We start from the raw sequence: 20,907 nt of genomic DNA on the forward strand, positions 1-20,907 counted from the left end.
ACGCGCGACCTTGCCAAGGTCGAGACCGCGGGTTCGAGTCCCGTCTATCGCTCTCAAGAGAAGAGTGTTCTGCGAAAGCAGAGCACTCTTTTTTTGTTCTGATTTTTTCCGGTGAAGTGAATTGCATAAAAATGCATTGACGAGAATAAAGAAAAGTGATAAGTTATCTGGCAAGAGATGTTTACCAAGGTAAAGCGGTGAAGCGACAGGGCGAAGAATAGATATATCAGAATATATATTCCACACAGACATCTCAAACAAAACAGAAGGAGGGAATGAGTGATGAGGAAACAATGGAAACAAGCTGTTTCATTGCTGCTGGTCTCTGCCATGACGATTGGTCTGGCTGCCTGTGGTGCTTCCTCCAAAGACAAGGCTGCATCCGAAGGGGGGACAACGGCTGTAGCAAACGGGAGCGCGGCTTCCGGGACATCCGACCTGAATGTCATGTTGGAGACGCCTGTGGAGGCGCTGGACCCACAGCAAGCAGTCGATGGAACATCGTTTGAGGTAATCGCGGATTATACCGATGGTCTCTATCAGATGGATAAAAACGGAGAGGCAGTTCCGGCGCTCGCAGCCGATACGCAAATTTCTGAAGATGGACTGAGCTATACGTTCAAAATCAGAGATGATGCAAAGTGGAGCAACGGAGATCCGGTTACGGCGCAGGATTTTGTCTTTGCTTGGCAGAGAGCTGTCGATCCGAAGGTCGCATCAGAGTATGCGTATATGCTCAGCGATGTCGGGCAGATTAAAAATGCAGCGGATATCATTGCCGGAAAAAAGGACAAGAGCGAACTCGGTGTGACAGCGGTGGATGACAAAACTCTGAAAGTGGAACTGAATGTTCAAGTTCCCTATTTCCTGGGACTTATGTATTTCCCGACATTTTATCCGGTCAACCAGAAGTTTTTCGAGTCCTGCGGCGATACTTTTGCCACGAGTCCGGAGACAACGCTGTCGAACGGAGCGTTTATTCTGGACAGCTATGAGCCTGCGGCGACAACCTTGCATCTCAAAAAGAATCCGAATTACTATGATGTCGAACGGGTTAAACTCACCGGCATCAACTACCAAGTAATTCAGGATTCGCAGCAGGCGCTGATGAGTTATCAGACAGGCGCTGTTGACACTACGCTTGTGAACGGCGAGCAGGTTGATCAGGTGAAGGACGACCCAACGTTCCATGCGATTGCGGCGGGCTATCTCTGGTATGTGGTGCCGAATATCAGCAAGGCCAAGGAGCTCAGCAATCTGAATGTTCGTCTCGCAATGACCATGGCAATCAATCGCGAGAGTATTACGACCGATGTTTTGAAAGACGGTTCTATTCCGACTTACACAGCGGTTCCAATCGACTTCGCGACAGGACCAGATGGCTCTGACTTTGCCGGAGACCAGAAGAAGTTTGAGAATGTCTGCAGGTTTGACGCAGCTGCAGCTGCGGACTATTGGAAGAAGGGGCTTGCAGAGCTCGGCGTCAGCAGCATCAGCCTCAATATGATAGTGGACGCTGACGATGCGCCGCAGAAAGTTGCACAGGTTTTGAAGGAACAGTGGGAGACCACCCTTCCGGGGCTCACAGTCAACCTTGTTGTGGAACCAAAGAAGCAGAGAGTTCAGGATATGCAGGACGGCAACTTTGAAGTGGGACTCACAAGATGGGGGCCTGACTACGCGGATCCGATGACCTACCTTGGCATGTGGGGCACGGGTAATTCCAATAACTACGGCGAGTGGAGCAATGCAGACTATGATGCGATACTGGCGGCATGCACAACAGGCGATCTGGCAATGGACGCAGCAGGTCGCTGGGCAAAACTGCTGGATGGGGAGAAGATTGTCATGGACAATGCGGTTATTTTTCCGCTGTACACACAGTCCAATGCACAGATGATTTCTTCCAAAGTAACAGGTATCGACTATCATCCGGTCGCTCTGAACCGTGTTTACAAAGACACTGTAAAATCTAATTAATCCTCACAGTGCGAAGAGGCCGCGTCATGTATGTGGCGCGGCCTCTTTTTCAATTTCTGAAAGCAGGCAATTACATTGAAAAAATATGTTCTCAAACGGGTTCTGACTGCTGTTTTCACGCTGTTGGTCATTCTGCTGGTTCTGTTCATTTTGATGCAGCTCATGCCAGGTTCACCCTTCAATGATGAAAAGCTGAATGCTGAACAGAGAGCTCTGTTATATGCGAAGTATGGCTTGGATCAGCCCGTTGTCCTTCAATTTTTCAGGTACGTATTCAATATGCTCCGCGGGGACTTTGGCGTCAGCTATAACATCTCCAAAAATACGCCGATTGCGCAGCTGATTGCACAGCGTCTTCCCATTTCGATTGGAATCGGCGGCATGGCAGTCGCAATCGGGGCGCTGGTTGGTCTGCTGCTCGGATTGGTTGCAGCGCTGAACAGAGATACCATCTGGGATTCTCTTGCGACTGTCATTTCGGTCATTGGCGTCTCAGTTCCTTCTTATGTGTTTGCACTGGCGCTCAGTTTTCAGTTTGGGTTTAAGCTTCACTGGTTTCCAATGCTGTACAGCACGCAGGCAGCGCTGAACGCAAGTGTGTTGCCAAGCATCGCGCTTTCAATGTTTACATTGGCTTCGATTGCGCGATTCACACGATCAGAGATGATAGAAGTTCTCGGCAGCGAATATATGCTTCTCGCAGAATCGAAAGGGTTGTCCGGAAGAGCTCTGCTGTTCCGCCATGCACTTCGCAACGCCCTGATTCCCATCATCACAGTTCTGGCGCCTCTGATTGTCGATTTGATGACCGGTTCCCTCGTCGTAGAGAAAATTTTTGCAATTCCCGGCGTCGGTTCACTGCTTGTCAATGCGATCCAGAGCAATGACTACAATGTCGTAATTTCTCTGAGCTTTATCTACTCTGCGATGTACATCGCAATTATGCTCGCTGTCGATATTCTCTACGGTATTATTGATCCGAGAATCAGGCTGGCAAAGGAGGGAGGCTGAGATGAGAGAAACAGCAGTGAACGCGGATGCTGCGGCATATGTCCCCACAGCAAAGGACTTTTGCTTAAAAAACAATGCGAAAGAGATCGCAATTGACTCAAATTTTGCTGCGCAGAGTTTCTGGAAAGAGGCGTTCATCCGCTTTGTCCGGAAGAGGAGCGCAATGGTCGGGCTGATTCTGATTGCTCTGATTGTGGCACTGGCGGCTGTCGGCCCGAAAATGAATGCGTACTCTTACAGTGCGCAGAACATTGCGCAGAAAAACTTTGCACCCCGTGTTCCCGGACTCGAGCGGTTTGGAATTCTGGATGGCAGTGAGACTATTTTGACGACAAGCGGATCTAAGAAAGTAAACAGTTATCGGGAGAAAAAACTTGATAACGTCTATTACTGGTTCGGGTCGGATAATTTCGGGCGGGACCTCTGGACCAGAACCTGGTCCGGCGCACGCGTGTCTCTGATGATTGCGATTGCGGCAGCAGTGATTGATATGCTCATCGGCATGAGTTACGGTTTGATCTCCGGATATTTTGGGGGCAAAGTCGATATCATCATGCAGCGCATTCTGGAAATCTCAAACGGAATTCCGCGGCTTGTGATCGTAACGCTTCTTCTGTTGATATTGAAGCCGGGGATGTTGACCATTATCTTTGCGCTGATGCTGACAGAGTGGATCGGTATGAGTCGCATTGCGCGGGCAGAGATGCTGAAATTAAAGGAACAGGAATTTGTACTTGCCTCCCGGACACTCGGGGCAGGTCCTTTCTTCATCATTTTCAAGGAAATTCTGCCCAATATCATTGGTCCGATTATCACACAGGTCATGTTTTCCATTCCCACGGCCATCTTCACAGAGGCTTTTCTCTCTTTTGTGGGACTGGGAATTCCGGTTCCGGAGTGTTCTTTGGGCTCTCTGATCAGTGATGGCTTCAACTCTTTTACGACGCACTCGTTCCAGATTCTTCCGCCGATCACCGTCATGGCACTTTTGATGCTGAGTTTCAATCTGGTCGGCGATGGGTTGCGCGAGGCGCTGGATCCGAAGTTGAAGGAGATGTAAGAGGGAGGTAAGTCCATGAGCGAAGAAAAAATACTTGATATCCGCGATCTCGATATAACATTTCAGACGACGGCGGGTGCCGTGCATGCAATCCGCGATGTCAACATTGATCTCTACAGAGGGGAGACGGTCGCCATTGTCGGCGAGTCGGGATCCGGAAAGTCTGTCACAATGCGCGCGGCAATGGGCATACTCGCGAAAAATGCAGTGATCAATCACGGAAACATAGAGTTCCGCTATTGTCACGACGATGGCACGGCAGAGAAAGTGGATATTCTCACGAAAGACAAGAAATGGATTCGACGGCATATCAATGGCAAGCGGATTGCAATGGTTTTCCAGGATCCGATGACATCGCTGGATCCCACAATGCAAATCGGCAGACAGATTATGGAGGGAATGATCTGGCACTATCGTACGCCGAAGAAGGAGGCCTACCGGAAGGCTGTTCAACTGTTGGATGAGGTTGGAATTGAGAATGCCGAGAAGTGCATGAAGGCATATCCGCATCAGCTCTCCGGCGGCATGCGGCAGCGGGTTGTCATTGCGATTGCGCTAGCCTGTAACCCCGATCTTCTGATTTGCGATGAGCCCACGACGGCACTTGACGTCACGATTCAGGCGAAGATTATAGAGCTGATCCGCAGAGTTCAAAAAGAGAGAGGACTCTCTGTCGTTTACATCACCCACGACTTGGGCGTTGTCGCAAAAGTTGCTGACTATGTGAATGTCATGTACGCCGGGAAAATTGTCGAGAAGGGCAAGAGCAACGAAATTTTCTACGATCCGAGACATCCTTACACATGGGGGCTGCTCTCCGCAATGCCGGATCTCGACACAGATGATGACAGGTTGTGTACGATTCCCGGCTCTCCGCCGAATCTGTTGCATGAGAAGGCGGGAGATGCGTTTGCGCCGAGAAATGTGTATGCGCTCGCGATTGATGATAAACTCGATCCGCCCATGTTTCAAATTACCGACAGCCACTGTGCGGCGACCTGGCTTCTCGATCCGAGGGCACCGCGGGTGGAGATGCCGACAGAGCTAAAACGAAAAATTGAGCGGATGAAGAAGGAGGCGGAACAGTATGGTGGCGAATTATAATGCGGAGCCTCTTCTCGAAGTGAACGGACTCAAGCAGTATTTTCCGGTCAGCAGAACGTATGCGGTCAGAGCGGTGGACGATGTCAGCTTTCAGATTTGGCCCGGCGAGACTTACAGTCTGGTCGGCGAATCCGGTTCGGGAAAGTCGACAATCGGCAGAGCAGTCATTCGCCTCTATCATCCGACGGCCGGAACGGTTCAATTCAACGGCATGGATATCTCCGGGAAAATGAGTCGTCAGACCGAGAAAAACCTCCGCAGGCAGATGCAGATGATCTTTCAGGATCCGATGGCGTCGTTGAATCCGAGAAAGACGATAGGGGATATTATAGGCGAAGGGCTCGACATCCACCACAGCTGTCAAAATGCCGGAGAGAGGGAGGCGCGCATTAAGGAAATGCTCCGGAAAGTCGGTCTGGATCCAGAGCACCACTCGCGCTATCCGCATCAGTTTTCCGGCGGACAGAGGCAGCGCGTCGGCATTGCGCGGGCGCTCATGATGAATCCGAAACTCATTATTGCGGACGAGTGCATTTCTGCACTGGATGTCTCAATTCAGGCTCAGGTTGTAAATCTCATGAAGGATATTCAAGAGGAGACGGGGACGGCGTATCTCTTCATCGCGCACGATCTCGCGATGGTTAAATATATCTCCGATCGAATCGGTGTTCTGCATCTCGGGCATTTGTTGGAGACCGGATCCAAGGATGAAATCTTCTCACGCCCGATTCATCCATACACGAGAAGTCTTCTGTCTGCCATTCCTGTGCCGAATCCGATTGTGGAAAAACAGAGGGTTGCTGAAATTTACGACTATAAGACTTCCGGCATCGACTACAATAAGGGGACGAACCATCTTGTCGAGGGCACACACTATGTGCGGTGCACGGATCAGGAGTTTGAAAAATGGGTCAGTGCTGCTTCCCACACTCGCCTTTTTGACACAAATCAGCTATACTGAGACAAATGTGTCCGGAGATGAAGGAGTAAGGGAAGCAGATGCAATATGAAGGTGATGTCTACCGCCCGCCGAGCGAGGCGCGCAGTTTAATTATTCAGGTAACCATAGGATGCTCGCACAACAAGTGCACCTTTTGCCACATGTACACGGGCAAGCAGTTCCGCGTGCGAAAGCGAGAGGAGATTCTTGCGGATCTCGACGAATGCCGGGATACCTACGGCCCCTATGTGCAGCGCGTCTTCTTTGCGGACGGCGATGCGCTGGTCGTGAAAACCGAGCTCCTTTTGGAACTTTTGAATTATGTGAAGAAAAATTTCCCCTATGCCGAGCGCATTACCTCCTACGGCACGGCGAAGGATGTGCTCAGAAAGTCGGAGGAAGAGCTGGTAGCGCTTCGGAAAGCCGGTCTCGTGATGATTTACCTCGGCGCTGAGTCGGGGGACGATGAGGTCCTCGTGCATATTCAAAAAGGCGAGACGGCGGCAGAAATCATTGCGGCAGGTCAAAAGTTAAAGCGCTGCGGCATTCAGACCTCGGTCACGCTGATTTCCGGCCTCGGCGGCAGTGCGGGCATGGAGGCACACGCCGTGAAGTCCGCAGAGCTCATCAACGCAATGAATCCGGAGTATGCCTCGATTCTGACCCTGCACCTCTCGCCGGAGTCGCCGATGGCCAAGGAGATACAGCGGGGCGAGATGGAGCTCTTAAAGCCGGATCAGATTATGGATGAGACAGAACTCTTCTTAACGCACATTGATTCGCCGGGGACCGTGTTCCGCACGAACCACGCCTCGAACTATCTGGCGCTTGCGGGTACCTTTAACGAGGACCTGCCGCGTCTCCTCCGCGAAGTGCGAGAGGCGCGCGAGCACAGCCGCTACCGCATGGAGAGCTGGCGCAGAAGGCTCTGAGCAAGTGTCAGGCGTACGGTAAACCTGCCGTGCGAAAGTATGCCTCGATTCTGACCTTGCAGCGCTTGCCGGAGTCGCCGATGGCCGGGGAGATACAGCGGAGCGAGACGGAACGCTAAAAGCCGGAGCAGAGTACGGAAACATAAAAAGAGAGAAACCGCAGCAGAAAGCGGTTTCTCTCTTTTTATGTCCCGAAGCGGCGAAAGAATGTGCCGGGCGGCAGAAAGCGAACGGTACGGAGATCCGAACGGGACGACTCACTGAGCAGCTGCCTCGGCCTCGTCCGAGAGCGCACCGTAGCGCGACTTGAGTTCTGCGATAAACTCGTCCTCGATGTCGGTCAGACGCTTACTCTCTTTCGTGAGAATGCCGAAGCGCAGATGCTCGTTGGTCGCGCGGAGCGGAATGTTCACGACATTGTAGTGCATGCCCTCGTCGGGATATTTCGGAATACCTATCGTGTAAAAATTGGAGCGCGCAAGGAGCCTAATCTGCTCCATGCGATCGTTGACATAGGCGATTTTTGCGGAGTCGTTGAGATCCACAATGCCGTTCTCGGTCGCAATGTGGTAAAAAAAGTCTTCATACTGCCCGATGTAGCGCACAAAGCCGTAGTTTAATAGGTCGCGGATATCCAGTTCACGGACTTCCTTGCCGCGGAGCAACTCATGATCCATTGAGAGAAATACATAGGGCTTAAAGCGGGCAATGCTCTGAAAGCGAAGTCGCTTGTTTTCAAAGTTCCGGAGCATGCTCTCGCTCTCGGAGACGGAGAAGTGTAAGACCCCGATTTCCGAATAGCCGCTGGCCACATCGTCCACGACATCCATCGCATCGGTCTCCCGGAGGCGGAGAAACAGGCTTTCTTGGTTCTGGTGGCGGCAGGCAACCTCGTTAAAGCATACCGCCGTGTGGGAGAAGCGGGTCATCGAGACCACAAGACGACTTCCCTGCTGGTGCGTCTGGTTGATGAAGCGGTCCAGGCTGTCCATCTCGTCGAGAATCACCTGACAATGCGAGAGAAAACTCTCGCCGTTTCTGGTGAGCCGCACGCCCTGGTTGGTGCGCTGAAAGAGGTCAAAGCCGACTTCCTCTTCGATGCTCTTGATGATATGCGAGAGCTGAGGCTGGGAGATATACATGGCTTTCGCAGCCTGATTGATGGAACCGTAACGCGCGACACCGACAAAATATTTCAAATTTTTAGTATCCAAGCAAGCCTCCGAACTGTCTTTGCGGCGGCAACGCCACCCTTATGCTGTTCCTATCATAACATAAAACCTGCCTTGTCCCAAAGGTCAATTGACAGTTTCGGAGAGCTTGCGTAAAATAGCAAGAGTCGGCGCCCGTGGCGGAATTGGCAGACGCGCTGGATTTAGGTTCCAGTGGGAGACCGTGCAGGTTCAAGTCCTGTCGGGCGCAGCAGGAGTCCTGTCACAAAAGCGGTTCACACGAGAGCGGTGTGAGCCGCTTTTTGTCATTGCGGGACAGGAACTTGGGGGCATGGTACAATGGAGAAAAAGCGGGGGAGGTGTGCGGATGAGACGGCGAATCAGGGGCTTCGTGTTTGCCCTGACAATCGGATTTTTCAGCTGTTGGATGGCTGCCTGCGGAAGTCTCGACGGGAAAACGAAAGCACTGCCCTCCACCGAGGAAGAAATAGGCAGCGAGGCGCCGGCCAGTGCCTGCCGTTTTCGAGATCTCACGGCGGAGCCGGTTCAGGTCGGTTGCGAACCCGGGGCAACAGAGGAGGAGACAAGGTGAAAGGCAGTAAGCGGAGCGCGGTTTGCGGCGCGGTGACAATCGGAATCTTAAGCGTGAGTCTGCTCACCGGCTGCGGGCGTCAAAAGAACACTGCGGCACAGACATCCGCCGAGACACTGACCATTCAGGCGGAGAGCAGCATTCCGGACATCAAGGCAGAGGCTGCCGAGGCGGCAGAGAGCGAGGCCGCCGCGAAGACGGTGACCGTAGACCTGAAAATCGAAAAACACAAGCAGGAGGGCAGGCATATGGTGCGCGCCGGTGCGCAGACCATCTCGGTGCCGACTTCGTTTGAGGGTCTGCAGAAAGAAGGCGCGGTATTCAGCGGCGAGAATGAAATTGTGAAGGCCGGGGCAACCGGAAGTTGCCGCGTGCAGTATCGGGGCTCTTTCGGACACATTCGAATCAATGTGCGGAACAATCAGGATGAGGATTTGCCGGTCAAGGACTGTACGATCAAGGGAATCGAGATCGGCAGTTCCGAACCGGATCCGGAACTCACTCTTTACGGGATTCCGATGGGGGCGACGAGACAACAGATTGCGGATGTCTACGGCGAGCCCTTCTCGAAGACCTTTGACAACGAAAAGCACATGTCCAATATGGTTTATCAGTTCGGCGAGGACATTTACTCCAACCAGGTCGTGATGATTCTGTTTCAAAACGGCAGAGCGGTCGCCGCGAGTTACGACGACTTTTCGCTTTCGGAGCGCTGATTGCGTGCGGACAGAAAAAATCCCCGGCAGTATCCAAAAGATGCTGCCGGGGATTTTTTCGAACCGTGGCATTCTTTTAGTTCTGCTTCACCAGATTTTTCGGGTGATAGCGGTGTCTGGTCAGGAAGAGGTAGAGGCTCAGCGCGACGGAGGTCGTAATCCAGCTGATTGGATAAGCCGTCATCAGGGTCAGAATATCGCGGTGCAGCGGCACGGCGAGGAAAATCCAGAACAGGCGGAGCACACAGACGCCTATCATGGTCATAATCATGGGTATCCAGCTGTTGCCCATGCCGCGCAGCGTGCCGGAACAGAGCTCAATCGGAATGTAGGTGATAAAGAAAGGCACCACATAGTGAATCAGACGCCGGCAAATCGCGAGGACATCGGGATCTTTCGTGAAAAAGTGCAGGAAGTCCATGCCGAAGAACCATATGACGGCCGAGAGAAAGAGGGTCGCGAATGCGGAGAGCGCGAAGGAGATGCGGAAGCCCTGAAAGGCGCGTTTTACCTGTCCTGCGCCGTAGTTTTGCCCCACGAAGGTCGTAATCGCAATGCCGAAGGCATTGATGACCATCCAGAACAGCACGTCCATCTTGCCATAGGCCGTGACAGCGGCAATGGTGTTGGTGCCGAAGCTGTTGACGGTCGCCTGCACAATGATATTCGAAATGGTGTACATGGTGCTCTGCAGACCGGCCGGGAGGCCGACATAGATCATTTTTTTGAGCCAGCCGAAGTCCATGCGGAGTTCTCGCGGGTTGAGGCGCACTTCACTGTCCGTGTGGAGCAGGACATAGAGGACCATAATCGCAGAAGCCGCCTGCGAGAATATGGTTGCGAGCGCAGCGCCCGCGACGCCCAGATGGAGACAGACCACGAAGACCAGGTCGAGCACAATGTTGCTGAGACAGCTTAGAATCAGAAAGTAGAGCGGGCGTCTGGAGTCGCCGATCGCTCTGAGCACGGCCGCTCCCATGTTGTAAAAGAGATTCGGAATCATGCCGAGGAAGTAGATGCGGAGATAGGCAGAGGCCTCCGGCATGATTTCATCCGGCAGAGACATTGCGCGGAGCGAGAATTTGGTCAGCGAGAGGCCGAGCCCCATGATCACGACGCCGGAAACCAGCGAAAAGGCCAGAGCCGTGTGGACACTCTTTGAGACCGCGTTCCGGTCGCGCGCGCCGTAGTATTGCGAGATGATGACGCCGCAGCCCGAGGAGAGACCGATGAAGAAGCCGACAAACAGATTCACAAGCTGTCCGGTCGCACCTCCGACCGCAGCGAGGGCGGTATTGGTGCCGACAAAGCTGCCGACAATCACGGTATCTACGGTGTTGTAGAGCTGTTGGAAAAAGGTGCCGAGCAGAATCGGAAAGAAAAACAGTAACAGTTGTCCGGTGATGGGCCCCGTCGTGATCGACGGGGCCTGTGTTTTGGCTTTCATGGAGCGCTCCTCTGAAAAAAAGAATAGGTCTAAGAAGCATAGCACAGGCGGTTGACAATGAAAAGATTCCCCACGAAAAAGAAAAGAAGTGCTATACTAAGTAGCACAGATATTGTGAGAAAACGGGATTATCTCAGCCGGGAGGACGGGAAATCCGTCTGATTTTAAAGGAGAAAAGAATACGAGTTTATGAGCAAACGAAAGAAGGATAAAAGGGGGCTCTATCAGCGCCTGCGAGATTTGATGCTCGGCGGCGATGATGCGGACACAGACGATTTTGTGTTGCCGGAAGAGCTCCAGCAGAAGTACAGGAAAATTTATGATGAGCTGAAGGCTTGCCCGCCGGAGGAACGGGAGAGCAAACGAAAAGAATTAGAGGCTAAGTATCACGTTGAAATTTCCTTTGATCCGGAAACAGAAGATTACACCTTTCGGGAAGAGCCGCTGACCGGCAGCTTGAAAAGTCGGATGCAATCGCTGGGCGGACATGTGTCCGAGAGTTTGGTACCGCGTTGGATGCGCGGTGACGACGGAGAGGACGACGAGGAGGACGAGAATCCGGAGGACAGCGATCCGGGCGATGACGGCAATCGCGGCGGACGTGGCTTTGGCAATCTGTTGTTCCCGCTGCTCATGTTGCTTGCGGTCGTCATGCTGTTTTTCAATTTACTGTTGCCCCTCGGCGGCAAGCGAAACAGTGCCCAGGTCAAAGAGGTCTCGTACACGGAGTTCTTGCGCCGCATCGATGAAAAGTCGATTGTCTCGGCGAAAATCGGCAATTCGGTGATTCGCTTTGATGTGAAACCGGAGGGCCAGAAATACACCTTGCACTATGTGACAACGCGCATGGACAGCGATCGAGATCTGCCCGAGAAGCTCTATCAGGCAGGCGCGGTCGTGACGCGGGAGCGCTTTGACATCGGCGGTCTGCTGCTCTCGGGAGCGGCGCTCTTTTTACCTGTCATTCTGATTTTTGTCGCGATGAACTTCCTGATTCGGCGCATGGGGGTCGGCGGGGGCGGCGGCGGCTTCATGGGTGGTGTCACCAAGAGCAATGCGAAGGTCTATGTGCAGAAGGAGACAGGCGTGACCTTTGCCGATGTCGCCGGTGAGGACGAGGCGAAGGAGAGTCTGACCGAGATTGTCGACTTCCTGCATAACCCCGAGCGCTTCCGGGAAATCGGTGCAAAATTGCCGAAGGGCGCGCTCCTCGTGGGGCCGCCCGGAACCGGTAAGACGCTGCTCGCGAAGGCAGTCGCAGGTGAGGCCAATGTGCCCTTCTTCTCGCTCTCGGGTTCCGACTTTGTCGAGATGTACGTCGGCGTCGGCGCATCCCGTGTGCGCGACCTCTTCCGCCAGGCGCAGGAGGCTGCGCCCTGCATCATCTTTATCGATGAGATCGATGCGATCGGAAAGAGTCGCGATTCGCGTTACGGCGGCGGCAACGACGAGCGGGAGCAGACCCTGAATCAGCTGCTCTCGGAGATGGACGGATTTGACTCCTCGAAGGGGCTCCTCGTGCTCGGTGCGACCAACCGGCCGGAGATTCTGGATCCCGCGCTCCTGCGCCCGGGGCGCTTTGATCGCCGCGTTATTGTGGAGCGGCCGGACTTAAAGGGCAGAATCGAAATTCTGAAGGTGCACGCAAAGGATGTCATGCTCGATGACACCGTGGACTTTGATGCAATCGGTCTCGCGACGAGCGGGGCAGTCGGCTCGGAGCTCGCGAATATGGTCAACGAGGCTGCGATTCTCGCGGTCAAGAACGGACGGAAGGCCGTGAGCCAGAAGGATCTCTTTGAGTCGGTCGAGGTGGTTCTGGTCGGCAAGGAGAAGAAAGACCGCGTGATGAACCAGAAGGAGAGACGCATTGTCTCGTATCACGAGGTCGGACACGCCTTGATTTCCGCGCTCCAGAAGAATACGGAGCCGGTGCAGAAGATCACGATTGTGCCGCGCACCATGGGCGCGCTCGGCTATGTCATGTATGTGCCGGAGGAGGAGACCTATCTCATGTCGAAGAAAGAGCTCGAGGAGCGACTGGTCTCGACCCTCGGCGGCAGAGCGGCGGAGGAGCTGGTCTTCGGCGATGTCACGACCGGCGCGCAGAACGACATTGAGCAGGCGACCAACATCGCAAAGTCGATGGTTACGATGTACGGCATGAGCGAGAGCTTCGGCCTCATGGGGCTCGCAAAGATTGAGAACCAGTACCTCTCCGGCCGCACCGTGATGGATTGTTCCGATCAGACGGCGGCGCAGGTAGACAAGGAAGTGGAGCGCATTCTAAAGGCGGCATATCAAACCGCACTCGCGTTGCTCCGCGAGAACCGCATGGTGCTGGATCAGATCGCGGACTTCCTGATTAACCGCGAGACCATCACCGGCAAGGAGTTCATGCAGATTCTCCGCAAGGTGAAAAATCTGCCGACACCGCTCTCCGAACGGGAGCCCATCCTGATCTGAGTTTGATCAAAAACACGAAAAAGCCCGATCCCCTGCTCTCACGGCAGGCGGTTCCGGGCTTTTTTTCTTTTTTTGCGCGGGGGCTTCGGTTTGAAGGAAGCGTGCGAAACCGGCGCCGCTTCTTTTGTCTGTTTTACCGGACTTCTGCTCGGTCGGCTTGCGATAAAAACGAGGGGACACCCAACGGGTGTCCCCCTTCTGTATGAGAAGAAGTTCTCAGTGATAGATTTTCTTGTTCTCGTAGCGCGGCTCACTCGTCAGCTGGAGACCGAGCTTATTCAAAATGCGGATATCCACCTCGGAGAGCATAACAGAGGTGTGCGCCTGGCAACCGCGGAGCTTTTTCAGCTGCTCCAGTGCCTTTGCGGCATTCGGGTCACTCGCGGCATTCATCGAGAGCGCAATCAGAATCTCGTCGGTGTGGAGGCGCGGATTCTTGGAGCCGAGGTAGTTAATCTTCAGCGCCTGTACGGGCTCAATGACAGTCGGGGAAATCAGTTTGATTTCGTCCGGAATGCCGCCGAGCGTCTTGACGGCATTTAAGAGTACGGCTGCGCTTGCGCCGAGCAGTTCGGAGGTTTTACCGGTCACGATGCGGCCGTCCGGCAGCTCGATCGCAGCGGCCGGTCCGCCGGTCACTTCCGCCTTGAGAAGCGCCGCGTGCACCACCGGACGGTTTGCCGTGGTCACGCCGGCCTGCTTCATCAGGAACTCAATCTTCGTGACCTCGGACTTCCGGGATTCGCCCTTTACGAGGCGATCCATGGTGGTGTACCAGCGGCGGATAATTTCCTGACGGCCCGCCTCGCGACACACTTCATCGTCGACGATGCAGTTACCTGCCATGTTGACGCCCATGTCGGTCGGAGACTTGTAGGGGCAGCTGCCGTAGATACCCTCGAACATGGCAGAGAGCACAGGGAAAATCTCCACGTCGCGGTTATAGTTGACGGTTGTCTTACCGTAGGCTTCGAGATGGAAGGGGTCAATCATATTGACATCGTTTAAGTCGGCAGTTGCAGCCTCGTAAGCGAGGTTCACAGGGTGGTTTAAGGGGAGGTTCCAAATCGGGAAGGTCTCGAACTTCGCGTAGCCGGCCTTCACGCCGCGGCGGTTTTCGTGGTAGAGCTGGGAGAGACAGGTTGCCATCTTGCCGCTGCCCGGTCCCGGTGCGGTCACAATGACGAGCGGTCTCGTGGTCTCGATGTACTCGTTTTTGCCGTAGCCCTCCTCGCTCACAATGAGCGGGACATTTGCGGGATAGCCGTCAATCGAGTAGTGGCGATAGACCTTGATGCCCATGGCCTCGAGCTTGCTCTTAAACTGGTCGGCCGCATTGGTGTAGCGGGTGATGACGACGGAGCCGACATAGAGACCGGCATCGCGAAACGCCTGAATCAGGCGCAGCACATCGACATCGTAGGTGATACCGAGATCGCCGCGGATTTTATTCTTCTCGATATCCGCCGCGGAAATCGCAATGACAATTTCTGCCTGATCTGCCAGCTGCAGCAACATGCGGAGTTTGCTGTCCGGCTGAAAGCCCGGGAGCACGCGGGAGGCGTGATAGTCGTCGAAGAGCTTGCCGCCGAATTCGAGGTAGAGCTTGTCGCCGAACTTGGAGATGCGCTCGCGGATGTGCTCAGACTGCATGCGGAGGTATTTGTCGTTGTCAAACCCAATTTTCATATCCACTCCTTTGCGCCGAATTCCGCCCGACCCTGTGCCGGGTGCATTTGACACGCACGAGATTGTATCATAGCTTTGCAAAAATGTGGTATACTTTTTGCCATGAATAAAAAAGAGAGCCCGTTGCCGGGGGCCTTTTACCGGCAGGAAGAAGGAAGTCTGTATCAGGTGCGCTGTGTTGCGGCCGATGCCGCGGGTGGCGAAGCACTGGTGATTTGCCAGAAATTGTCCGCTGATTTCGGTATTCTGGCTTACCGCCTGTCACAGTTTACGGCGCGGTTTTCGGAGGTGACACCGACAGAGGAAACAGAGACAGCGGCGCCGGAGACGACTGCGTGCACGGGTGACACACCCGGGGGCGTTTCCGAAGAGCAAACGCAGTCTGCGGAACAGGGACAGGAGAGCGAGGCCGCGGGACAGGCGTGCGAAGCGAAGAAAGAAACACGGCACCCCATCCCGGAGCCCGCGCCGGAAGAGCGGGATCGCCTTTTCCTGCACTTCCTTGAGCTTAAGAGCCCGAGCGAGCGCCGCATCTTCCTCGAAGAGGAGAGGGACAATCTGAGCGTGCGTGACATTGCACGGATTGCGACAACACTCGAAATTGAGGACAGCGGCGAGCCCGAAGACCAGCTCCGGAATGCTTTTGCGGCACTGCGCCTGCAGGAGCGCTACGAAAAAGAGCGCGGCAATCGCCATGTTTGACATCGCCGAGGAGTTGAAAAAGCTCCCGCCGAGCCCGGGCGTCTACATCATGCATGACAAACGGGACGAGATTATTTATGTGGGCAAGGCGATTTCACTCCGAAACCGCGTGCGGCAGTACTTTCAGTCCTCGCGGGGCAAGAGTCCTAAAATCCTGCAGATGGTGAGCCGCATAGCCCGCTTCGAGTATATTGTGACGGACTCGGAGCTCGAGGCGCTGGTGCTCGAGAATAATTTAATCAAGGAAAATCGTCCGCGCTACAACACGATGCTCCGGGATGACAAGACCTATCCTTATATCAAGGTGACGGTCCGGGAGCCGTTTCCGCGCATCTTCATGACGCGGCAGATGAAGAAAGACAAGGCAAAATACTTCGGGCCGTTCAGTTCTTCGCAGGCGGTGCGGAAGACGCTGGACTTTATGTACCGCGCGTTTCAGCTCAGGGATTGCAAGCGCGCGCTGCCGCGGGACATCGGCAAGGAGAGGCCCTGCCTCAACTATCACATTCACCAGTGCGGCGCGCCGTGCGCGGGTTATATGGGTGAGAAGGCCTACCGCGCGAACGTGGATGCCGCGCTCGACTTTCTGAACGGAAAGTTCGAGCCGACGGTCAGAAAACTGAAAGATGAGATGGCGGATGCGGCAGCGCGCATGGAATTTGAGCGCGCGGGTGAACTCCGGGATCTGCTCCGCAGCATCGAGCACATTGAGCAGCGGCAAAAAGTGACCTCGGAGGGCATGGAGGACAGAGACATCATCGCGCTCGGCAGAGATGAGCGGGAGGCTGTAGTGCAGGTCTTCTTTGTCCGCGAGGGCAGAATTGTGGGACGCGAGCACCATTACCTCCACATTGCAATGGAAGATGAGAGCCGGGAATTGCTCGAGAGCTTCGTGAAACAGTTCTACGCCGGGACGCCCTTCATCCCGCAGGAAATCTGGCTCCAGGAGGAACTCACGGACAGCGCCCTCCTCACAGACTGGCTCTCCGCGAAGCGCGGCGCGCGCGTCCGGCTCGTGGTGCCGAAGAAGGGGGAGAAGGAAAAGCTCATGGAGCTCGCGGCGCGAAACGCCGATATGGTTCTCGAAAAGGACAGACAGCGGCTCCAAATGGACGAGGCGCGCAGCAAGGGCGCCGTGCACGAGCTCGAAGAATTGACAGGGCTTCGGAACCTGCACCGCATGGAAGCCTATGATATTTCCAACATCAGCGGAACGCTCTCGGTCGGTTCCATGGTTGTCTACGAGGACGGCAAGCCGAAGAAGAGCGATTACCGGAAGTTCCGCATTCAGACCGTCATCGGGCCGAACGACTATGCGTCGCTCCGCGAGGTCTTGACGCGCCGCTTTCAGCGGAGTCTCGCGGCCGAGGACGGCAATTTTGTGAAGCTGCCGGATCTGATTTTAATGGACGGCGGCAGAGGGCAGGTCAACATCGCCCTTGAAGTGTTACAGCGTTTCGATCTGCAAATTCCGGTCTGCGGCATGGTAAAGGATGATCAGCACAGGACGCGCGGACTCTGGTACCGGGGCGCGGAGCTGCCGATTTCCGAGCGGAGCGAGGGCTTTAAACTCGTGACCCGGATTCAGGATGAGGCGCATCGCTTTGCGATTGAATACCACCGGAGTCTCCGCTCGAAGGCGGAGGTGCACTCGGTGCTCGACGATATTCCGGGCATCGGTGCGGTGCGGCGAAAGACCTTGCTCCGGCAGTACGGCGGCGTCGAAGGGGTCCGCGCCGCGAGCGTCGAGGAACTCAGCACCCTGCCCAGTTTCAATCTCCGCGTGGCGGAGGAAGTCTATCGGTATTTTCATCGGGAAAGGAGTCAGGAAGATGCACGGCGTGACAGTGACGGAACTGATTCAGAGAAACCACTTTAAAAATCTGACACCGGAGATTAACACAGACGAAATCATCATCTCGGCATCGGATATCAACCGCCCGGCGCTCCCGCTGACCGGCTTTTTCGCGCACTTTGACAACGCGAGACTACAGGTCATCGGCAATGTCGAGGCGGAGTATATAGGCCTCATGGATGAAGCGCGGCGGGAAGAAGTGTTTGACTGCATGTGCCGCTTCCGCGTGCCGGGCTTTATCTTCTCGCGGAATTTGCAGCCGCACGAGACCTTGTTAAAGAAGTGCCGCGAGTACGGCATCCCCTGCATGGTGACCTCGCAGACCACGGGCGATCTGACTTCGGAGCTGATTCGCTGGCTCAAGGCAAAACTCGCGCCCCAGCTCTCGATTCACGGCGTTCTGGTCGATGTCTACGGCGAGGGTGTTCTGATTATGGGCGACTCGGGTGTCGGAAAAAGTGAAGCGGCACTGGAACTCATCCGGCGCGGTCACCGTCTGGTCGCGGACGATGTGGTCGAGCTCCGGAGAGTCTCGGAGGTCGCCCTGGTCGGACGCGCACCGGCGATTACCGAGCACTTTATTGAGCTCCGCGGCATCGGCATCATCGACGTGCGCGCACTGTTCGGCGCAGAGTGTGTGAAAGATGTGCAGACCGTGGACCTCGTGATTAAGCTTGAGGACTGGGATAAGACCAAGGACTACGACCGCCTCGGCATGGAGGATCAGTACACAGAGATTCTCGGCGTGCGCGTGGTCTGCAATACGCTCCCGATTCGGCCGGGACGGAATCTCGCGATTATTTGTGAGACCGCGGCCGTGAACCGCCGCCAGAAGAAGATGGGATACAATGCGGCGAAGGAACTCTACCGCCGCGTGAGCGACAATATGGCAAAGAGTGCCGAGAAGCACGAGAAAGAGCGCCGTGAAGAGGAGCTGATTGCCGAGCGGAAGCGCATCGGCGAAGCGTTGAATCAGGAGGTCAAGAGTAAGATGCTCGGCCACCTCGACACGATAGACCAGAGCGATCTTCCGCCGCACTACGGCGAGTTTGAGCGGAGCGGCTACCGGATTGAGTCCGACAGCGCGGATGTCGGAGAACTGAATTAAAATTGAGGAGGAAGGCAAGTTGCGAAGACAGCTGAGAGAAGAACCGCTCTCGAACCACACAAGTTTCCGTATCGGCGGACCGGCGGCGTTCTATTATGAGCCGGAGACCGGAGAGGAAATCCGGGACATCCTTCGGCACTGCAAGGAAGAGGGAATCCGAACGGCAGTGATAGGCAATGGCTCCAATCTCCTGGTCGGCGACAAGGGCTTTCGCGGCGCAGTCATACGCCTCGGCGAGGGCTTCGGCGCAATCGAAGTGAACGGAAACCGATTGACAGCCGAGGCGGGGGCGTTGCTTGCAAAACTGGCGCGGACGGCTGCGAATGCGGGGCTTAGCGGCCTCGCCTTTGCGGCGGGTATCCCGGGCACAGTCGGCGGCGCGTTGGTCATGAACGCAGGCGCGTACGGCGGCGAGATGAAGGATGTTTTAGAGAGCGCGGAACTCCTCCTGCCGGACGGTAGTGTGAGGCACTTCACCGGTGCGGAACTCGAACTCAGCTACAGGCACAGCAACATTCCGGAACTGGGGGCGATTGTGCTCTCCGCAAGCTTTGTCTTACGGCCCGGGAACAAAGAAGAGATACTTGCGGAAATGAAGCGCTATGCGGCGTCGCGCCGCGAAAAGCAGCCGCTCGAATTTCCGAGCGCGGGATCGGCTTTTAAGCGACCGGCGGGCGACATAGCGGCGCGTCTCCTCGACGCGGCGGGCTGCAAGGGACTCCGGATCGGCGGCGCGGCGATTTCGGAAAAGCACGCCGGGTTTCTCGTGAACCTCGATCACGCGAGTGCGGCCGATGTGCGCGCGGTGCTGAAAGAGGCGGCCGATCGGGTCGAGACACAGTTCGGCATCCGGCTCGAGCCGGAAATCCGCTTCCTCGGGGAGTTCTGAGCATGTCGTTCTCGGTGACGGTGAAGCGCGAACTCGCGGAGATGATACCGGAAGACAACGAGCTCTTTTCGGCGGAGTTGCAAGGTTTATTGCTCTACGGCGCAAAACTGACAGAAACAGACGATGGTGTAGAGCTTCGCGTTCTCAGTGAAGGCGAGGAAAGTGCGAAGAAATACTTTACATTCATAAAAAAAACAGATAGAATCAAAACAGATTTTGCCATCACGATACGGCATCCGAACGGGAAAAACAAAAGTTACAGTGCTGTTCTGTCCCGGGAAGACGCGGCCATACTCCTTGCGAGTGCTGGGCTCGGCTATGAAGACGGAGCGTTACAGATCGGCAGAAAGTCAGAACAGAAGCTTTCCGGGGAAGAGGCGCGGCGCGCTTTTCTGCGGGGAGTCTTTCTTGCGGCTGGATCTATTTCTGATCCTGCGCGTTTCTATCACTTGGAGTTTGTCTGCCCGGATGAGACCAAGGCCTGGTATTTGAAGTTACTCCTTTCCGCACTCGACGCAACGGCTGGCGTCGTGCAACGGAAGGGGCATTATGTTGTGTATGTCAAGGACAGCGACGACATTGTGACTTTACTCGGCATGATGGGAGCTTCCCGCGCGCTGCTGGCTTTGGAAGAAATCCGTGTCTTGAAGGACATGCGAAACCGTGTGAATCGCACGGTCAATTGTGAGACGGCAAATTTGCAGAAGACGGTGGCGGCAGCCCTGAAACAGCGGAAGGATATTGAGTACATTCGCGATGCGGAGGGCTTCGATGACCTGCCGTCGGCACTCGCCGAGATGGCGGAAATCCGCCTGGAGTATCCGGATATGTCTCTCAAAGAGTTGGGAGCGCAGTTGAATCCGCCGGTCGGCAAGAGCGGCGTGAATCACAGATTGCGGAAACTCTCGGAATATGCGGACGAGTTGCGAGGCAAGAGAAAAGAGGGGTGAACAATGATTAAAAAGTCTATGGTAGTGAAGTTGAACGGGAAGAAAGCGGACGCCATGCCGGCAGCGATGCTGGTACAGGTTGCGAGCCAGTATGAGAGCAGTATTTATGTGGACGACGCGGACAAGCGCGTCAACGCGAAGAGTATCATGGGCATGATGACCCTTGGACTTGCAAACGGCTTGGAGATTGTCGTGACGGCAGACGGCAAAGACGAAGACGCAGCGATTACCGGTATTGAGGAATATCTCTGCCAGTAAACGCGGATAGGACAAACTTTTGAGCCGGGCGGATTC

General features: G+C 55.0%; 17 protein-coding genes, 1 tRNA gene and 1 pseudogene. 16 read left to right on the plus strand and 3 right to left on the minus strand.

Annotation, left to right across the window (positions count from 1 at the left end; all coding sequences use genetic code 11):
• The first annotated feature begins 282 nt into the window (after positions 1-282).
• The 6 genes from ACO4XG_RS05630 to ACO4XG_RS05655 all read left to right on the plus strand — a co-directional run bounded on the left by ACO4XG_RS05630 (position 283) and on the right by ACO4XG_RS05655 (position 7,027).
• The gene (locus ACO4XG_RS05630; RefSeq protein WP_308509142.1) at positions 283-1,980 is read left to right on the plus strand and encodes a peptide ABC transporter substrate-binding protein; all 1,698 of its coding nucleotides are present in this window, start codon (positions 283-285) and stop codon (positions 1,978-1,980) included.
• Positions 1,981-2,055: 75 nt separating this feature from the next.
• On the plus strand, positions 2,056-2,991 hold the full coding sequence (locus tag ACO4XG_RS05635) for an ABC transporter permease (protein ID WP_308509143.1): 936 nt from the start codon (positions 2,056-2,058) through the stop codon (positions 2,989-2,991).
• Between the two features lies 1 nt (position 2,992).
• Positions 2,993-4,051: an ABC transporter permease gene (locus ACO4XG_RS05640; protein ID WP_308509144.1), complete on the plus strand. Its 1,059-nt coding sequence runs from the start codon at positions 2,993-2,995 to the stop codon at positions 4,049-4,051.
• A 15-nt stretch (positions 4,052-4,066) separates the two neighbouring features.
• On the plus strand, positions 4,067-5,155 hold the full coding sequence (locus ACO4XG_RS05645) for an ABC transporter ATP-binding protein (protein WP_308509145.1): 1,089 nt from the start codon (positions 4,067-4,069) through the stop codon (positions 5,153-5,155).
• Positions 5,139-6,116 carry an ABC transporter ATP-binding protein gene (locus tag ACO4XG_RS05650; protein WP_308509146.1) on the plus strand — a complete coding sequence of 326 codons (978 nt, stop codon included), beginning with the start codon at positions 5,139-5,141 and terminating at the stop codon, positions 6,114-6,116. Before ACO4XG_RS05645 ends, ACO4XG_RS05650 begins: the two co-directional genes overlap by 17 nt.
• A gap of 38 nt (positions 6,117-6,154) precedes the next feature.
• A complete protein-coding gene (locus ACO4XG_RS05655; RefSeq protein WP_308509147.1) occupies positions 6,155-7,027 on the plus strand; it encodes a B12-binding domain-containing radical SAM protein in 873 nt (290 codons plus the stop codon).
• A gap of 257 nt (positions 7,028-7,284) precedes the next feature.
• On the opposite strand, the gene ACO4XG_RS05660 is transcribed toward ACO4XG_RS05655, so the two are convergent.
• Positions 7,285-8,241 (minus strand): LysR family transcriptional regulator, encoded by a 957-nt coding sequence (locus ACO4XG_RS05660; RefSeq protein ID WP_308509148.1) that lies wholly within the window; start codon positions 8,239-8,241, stop codon positions 7,285-7,287.
• A 128-nt stretch (positions 8,242-8,369) separates the two neighbouring features.
• Here ACO4XG_RS05660 and ACO4XG_RS05665 point away from each other — a divergent pair.
• The 3 genes from ACO4XG_RS05665 (at position 8,370) to ACO4XG_RS05675 (ending at position 9,507) form a co-directional block, all read left to right on the plus strand.
• Positions 8,370-8,449 (plus strand) — tRNA-Leu (locus ACO4XG_RS05665).
• 117 nt (positions 8,450-8,566) lie between these two features.
• Complete coding sequence (locus ACO4XG_RS05670; RefSeq protein WP_308509149.1) at positions 8,567-8,791, plus strand: hypothetical protein; 225 nt, start codon at positions 8,567-8,569, stop codon at positions 8,789-8,791.
• Positions 8,788-9,507, plus strand: a complete 720-nt coding sequence (locus tag ACO4XG_RS05675; protein ID WP_308509150.1) for a hypothetical protein — start codon at positions 8,788-8,790, stop codon at positions 9,505-9,507. Before ACO4XG_RS05670 ends, ACO4XG_RS05675 begins: the two co-directional genes overlap by 4 nt.
• A 76-nt stretch (positions 9,508-9,583) precedes the next feature.
• Here the strand turns inward: ACO4XG_RS05675 and ACO4XG_RS05680 are convergent, their stop codons facing one another.
• Positions 9,584-10,954 carry an MATE family efflux transporter gene (locus ACO4XG_RS05680; RefSeq protein ID WP_308509151.1) on the minus strand — a complete coding sequence of 457 codons (1,371 nt, stop codon included), beginning with the start codon at positions 10,952-10,954 and terminating at the stop codon, positions 9,584-9,586.
• A gap of 189 nt (positions 10,955-11,143) precedes the next feature.
• Between ACO4XG_RS05680 and ftsH the strand changes: the two genes are divergently transcribed.
• The gene (gene ftsH / locus ACO4XG_RS05685) at positions 11,144-13,420 is read left to right on the plus strand and encodes an ATP-dependent zinc metalloprotease FtsH (protein ID WP_308509152.1); all 2,277 of its coding nucleotides are present in this window, start codon (positions 11,144-11,146) and stop codon (positions 13,418-13,420) included.
• A 216-nt stretch (positions 13,421-13,636) separates the two neighbouring features.
• On the opposite strand, the gene ACO4XG_RS05690 is transcribed toward ftsH, so the two are convergent.
• On the minus strand, positions 13,637-15,109 hold the full coding sequence (locus ACO4XG_RS05690) for a DUF1846 domain-containing protein (protein ID WP_308509153.1): 1,473 nt from the start codon (positions 15,107-15,109) through the stop codon (positions 13,637-13,639).
• Positions 15,110-15,211: 102 nt separating this feature from the next.
• On the opposite strand from ACO4XG_RS05690, the gene ACO4XG_RS05695 reads away from it, so the two are divergent.
• From ACO4XG_RS05695 to ACO4XG_RS05720, 6 genes and pseudogenes are all read left to right on the plus strand, one after another.
• On the plus strand, positions 15,212-15,811 hold the full coding sequence (locus ACO4XG_RS05695; RefSeq protein WP_308509154.1) for a hypothetical protein: 600 nt from the start codon (positions 15,212-15,214) through the stop codon (positions 15,809-15,811).
• Entirely contained in the window at positions 15,804-17,690 is a 1,887-nt protein-coding gene (gene uvrC / locus ACO4XG_RS05700) for an excinuclease ABC subunit UvrC (RefSeq protein ID WP_308509155.1), read from the plus strand. Before ACO4XG_RS05695 ends, uvrC begins: the two co-directional genes overlap by 8 nt.
• Positions 17,644-18,561: pseudogene (hprK, locus tag ACO4XG_RS05705) on the plus strand (HPr(Ser) kinase/phosphatase); the annotation flags it as partial. The gene uvrC and the pseudogene hprK, both read left to right, overlap by 47 nt.
• Before the next feature lie 232 nt (positions 18,562-18,793).
• Positions 18,794-19,663 carry a UDP-N-acetylmuramate dehydrogenase gene (murB, locus tag ACO4XG_RS05710; RefSeq protein WP_308509156.1) on the plus strand — a complete coding sequence of 290 codons (870 nt, stop codon included), beginning with the start codon at positions 18,794-18,796 and terminating at the stop codon, positions 19,661-19,663.
• 2 nt (positions 19,664-19,665) lie between these two features.
• A complete protein-coding gene (gene whiA, locus ACO4XG_RS05715; RefSeq protein WP_308509157.1) occupies positions 19,666-20,613 on the plus strand; it encodes a DNA-binding protein WhiA in 948 nt (315 codons plus the stop codon).
• A 3-nt stretch (positions 20,614-20,616) separates the two neighbouring features.
• Positions 20,617-20,871, plus strand: coding sequence for an HPr family phosphocarrier protein (locus ACO4XG_RS05720; RefSeq protein ID WP_009533507.1), 255 nt, complete (start codon positions 20,617-20,619; stop codon positions 20,869-20,871).
• Positions 20,872-20,907 lie beyond the last annotated feature (36 nt).

The sequence above is a fragment of the Stomatobaculum sp. genome (genome assembly GCF_057248925.1).

Coding starts and splice junctions, on each gene's coding strand:
- ACO4XG_RS05630 (WP_308509142.1), top strand. CDS start 283: ATGAGGAAACAATGGAAACAAGCTGTTTCATTGCTGCTGGTCTCTGCC.
- ACO4XG_RS05640 (WP_308509144.1), top strand. CDS start 2,993: ATGAGAGAAACAGCAGTGAACGCGGATGCTGCGGCATATGTCCCCACA.
- ACO4XG_RS05645 (WP_308509145.1), top strand. CDS start 4,067: ATGAGCGAAGAAAAAATACTTGATATCCGCGATCTCGATATAACATTT.
- ACO4XG_RS05650 (WP_308509146.1), top strand. CDS start 5,139: ATGGTGGCGAATTATAATGCGGAGCCTCTTCTCGAAGTGAACGGACTC.
- ACO4XG_RS05655 (WP_308509147.1), top strand. CDS start 6,155: ATGCAATATGAAGGTGATGTCTACCGCCCGCCGAGCGAGGCGCGCAGT.
- ACO4XG_RS05670 (WP_308509149.1), top strand. CDS start 8,567: ATGAGACGGCGAATCAGGGGCTTCGTGTTTGCCCTGACAATCGGATTT.
- ACO4XG_RS05680 (WP_308509151.1), bottom strand. CDS start 10,954: ATGAAAGCCAAAACACAGGCCCCGTCGATCACGACGGGGCCCATCACC.
- ftsH (WP_308509152.1), top strand. CDS start 11,144: ATGAGCAAACGAAAGAAGGATAAAAGGGGGCTCTATCAGCGCCTGCGA.
- ACO4XG_RS05690 (WP_308509153.1), bottom strand. CDS start 15,109: ATGAAAATTGGGTTTGACAACGACAAATACCTCCGCATGCAGTCTGAG.
- ACO4XG_RS05695 (WP_308509154.1), top strand. CDS start 15,212: ATGAATAAAAAAGAGAGCCCGTTGCCGGGGGCCTTTTACCGGCAGGAA.
- uvrC (WP_308509155.1), top strand. CDS start 15,804: ATGTTTGACATCGCCGAGGAGTTGAAAAAGCTCCCGCCGAGCCCGGGC.
- whiA (WP_308509157.1), top strand. CDS start 19,666: ATGTCGTTCTCGGTGACGGTGAAGCGCGAACTCGCGGAGATGATACCG.
- ACO4XG_RS05720 (WP_009533507.1), top strand. CDS start 20,617: ATGATTAAAAAGTCTATGGTAGTGAAGTTGAACGGGAAGAAAGCGGAC.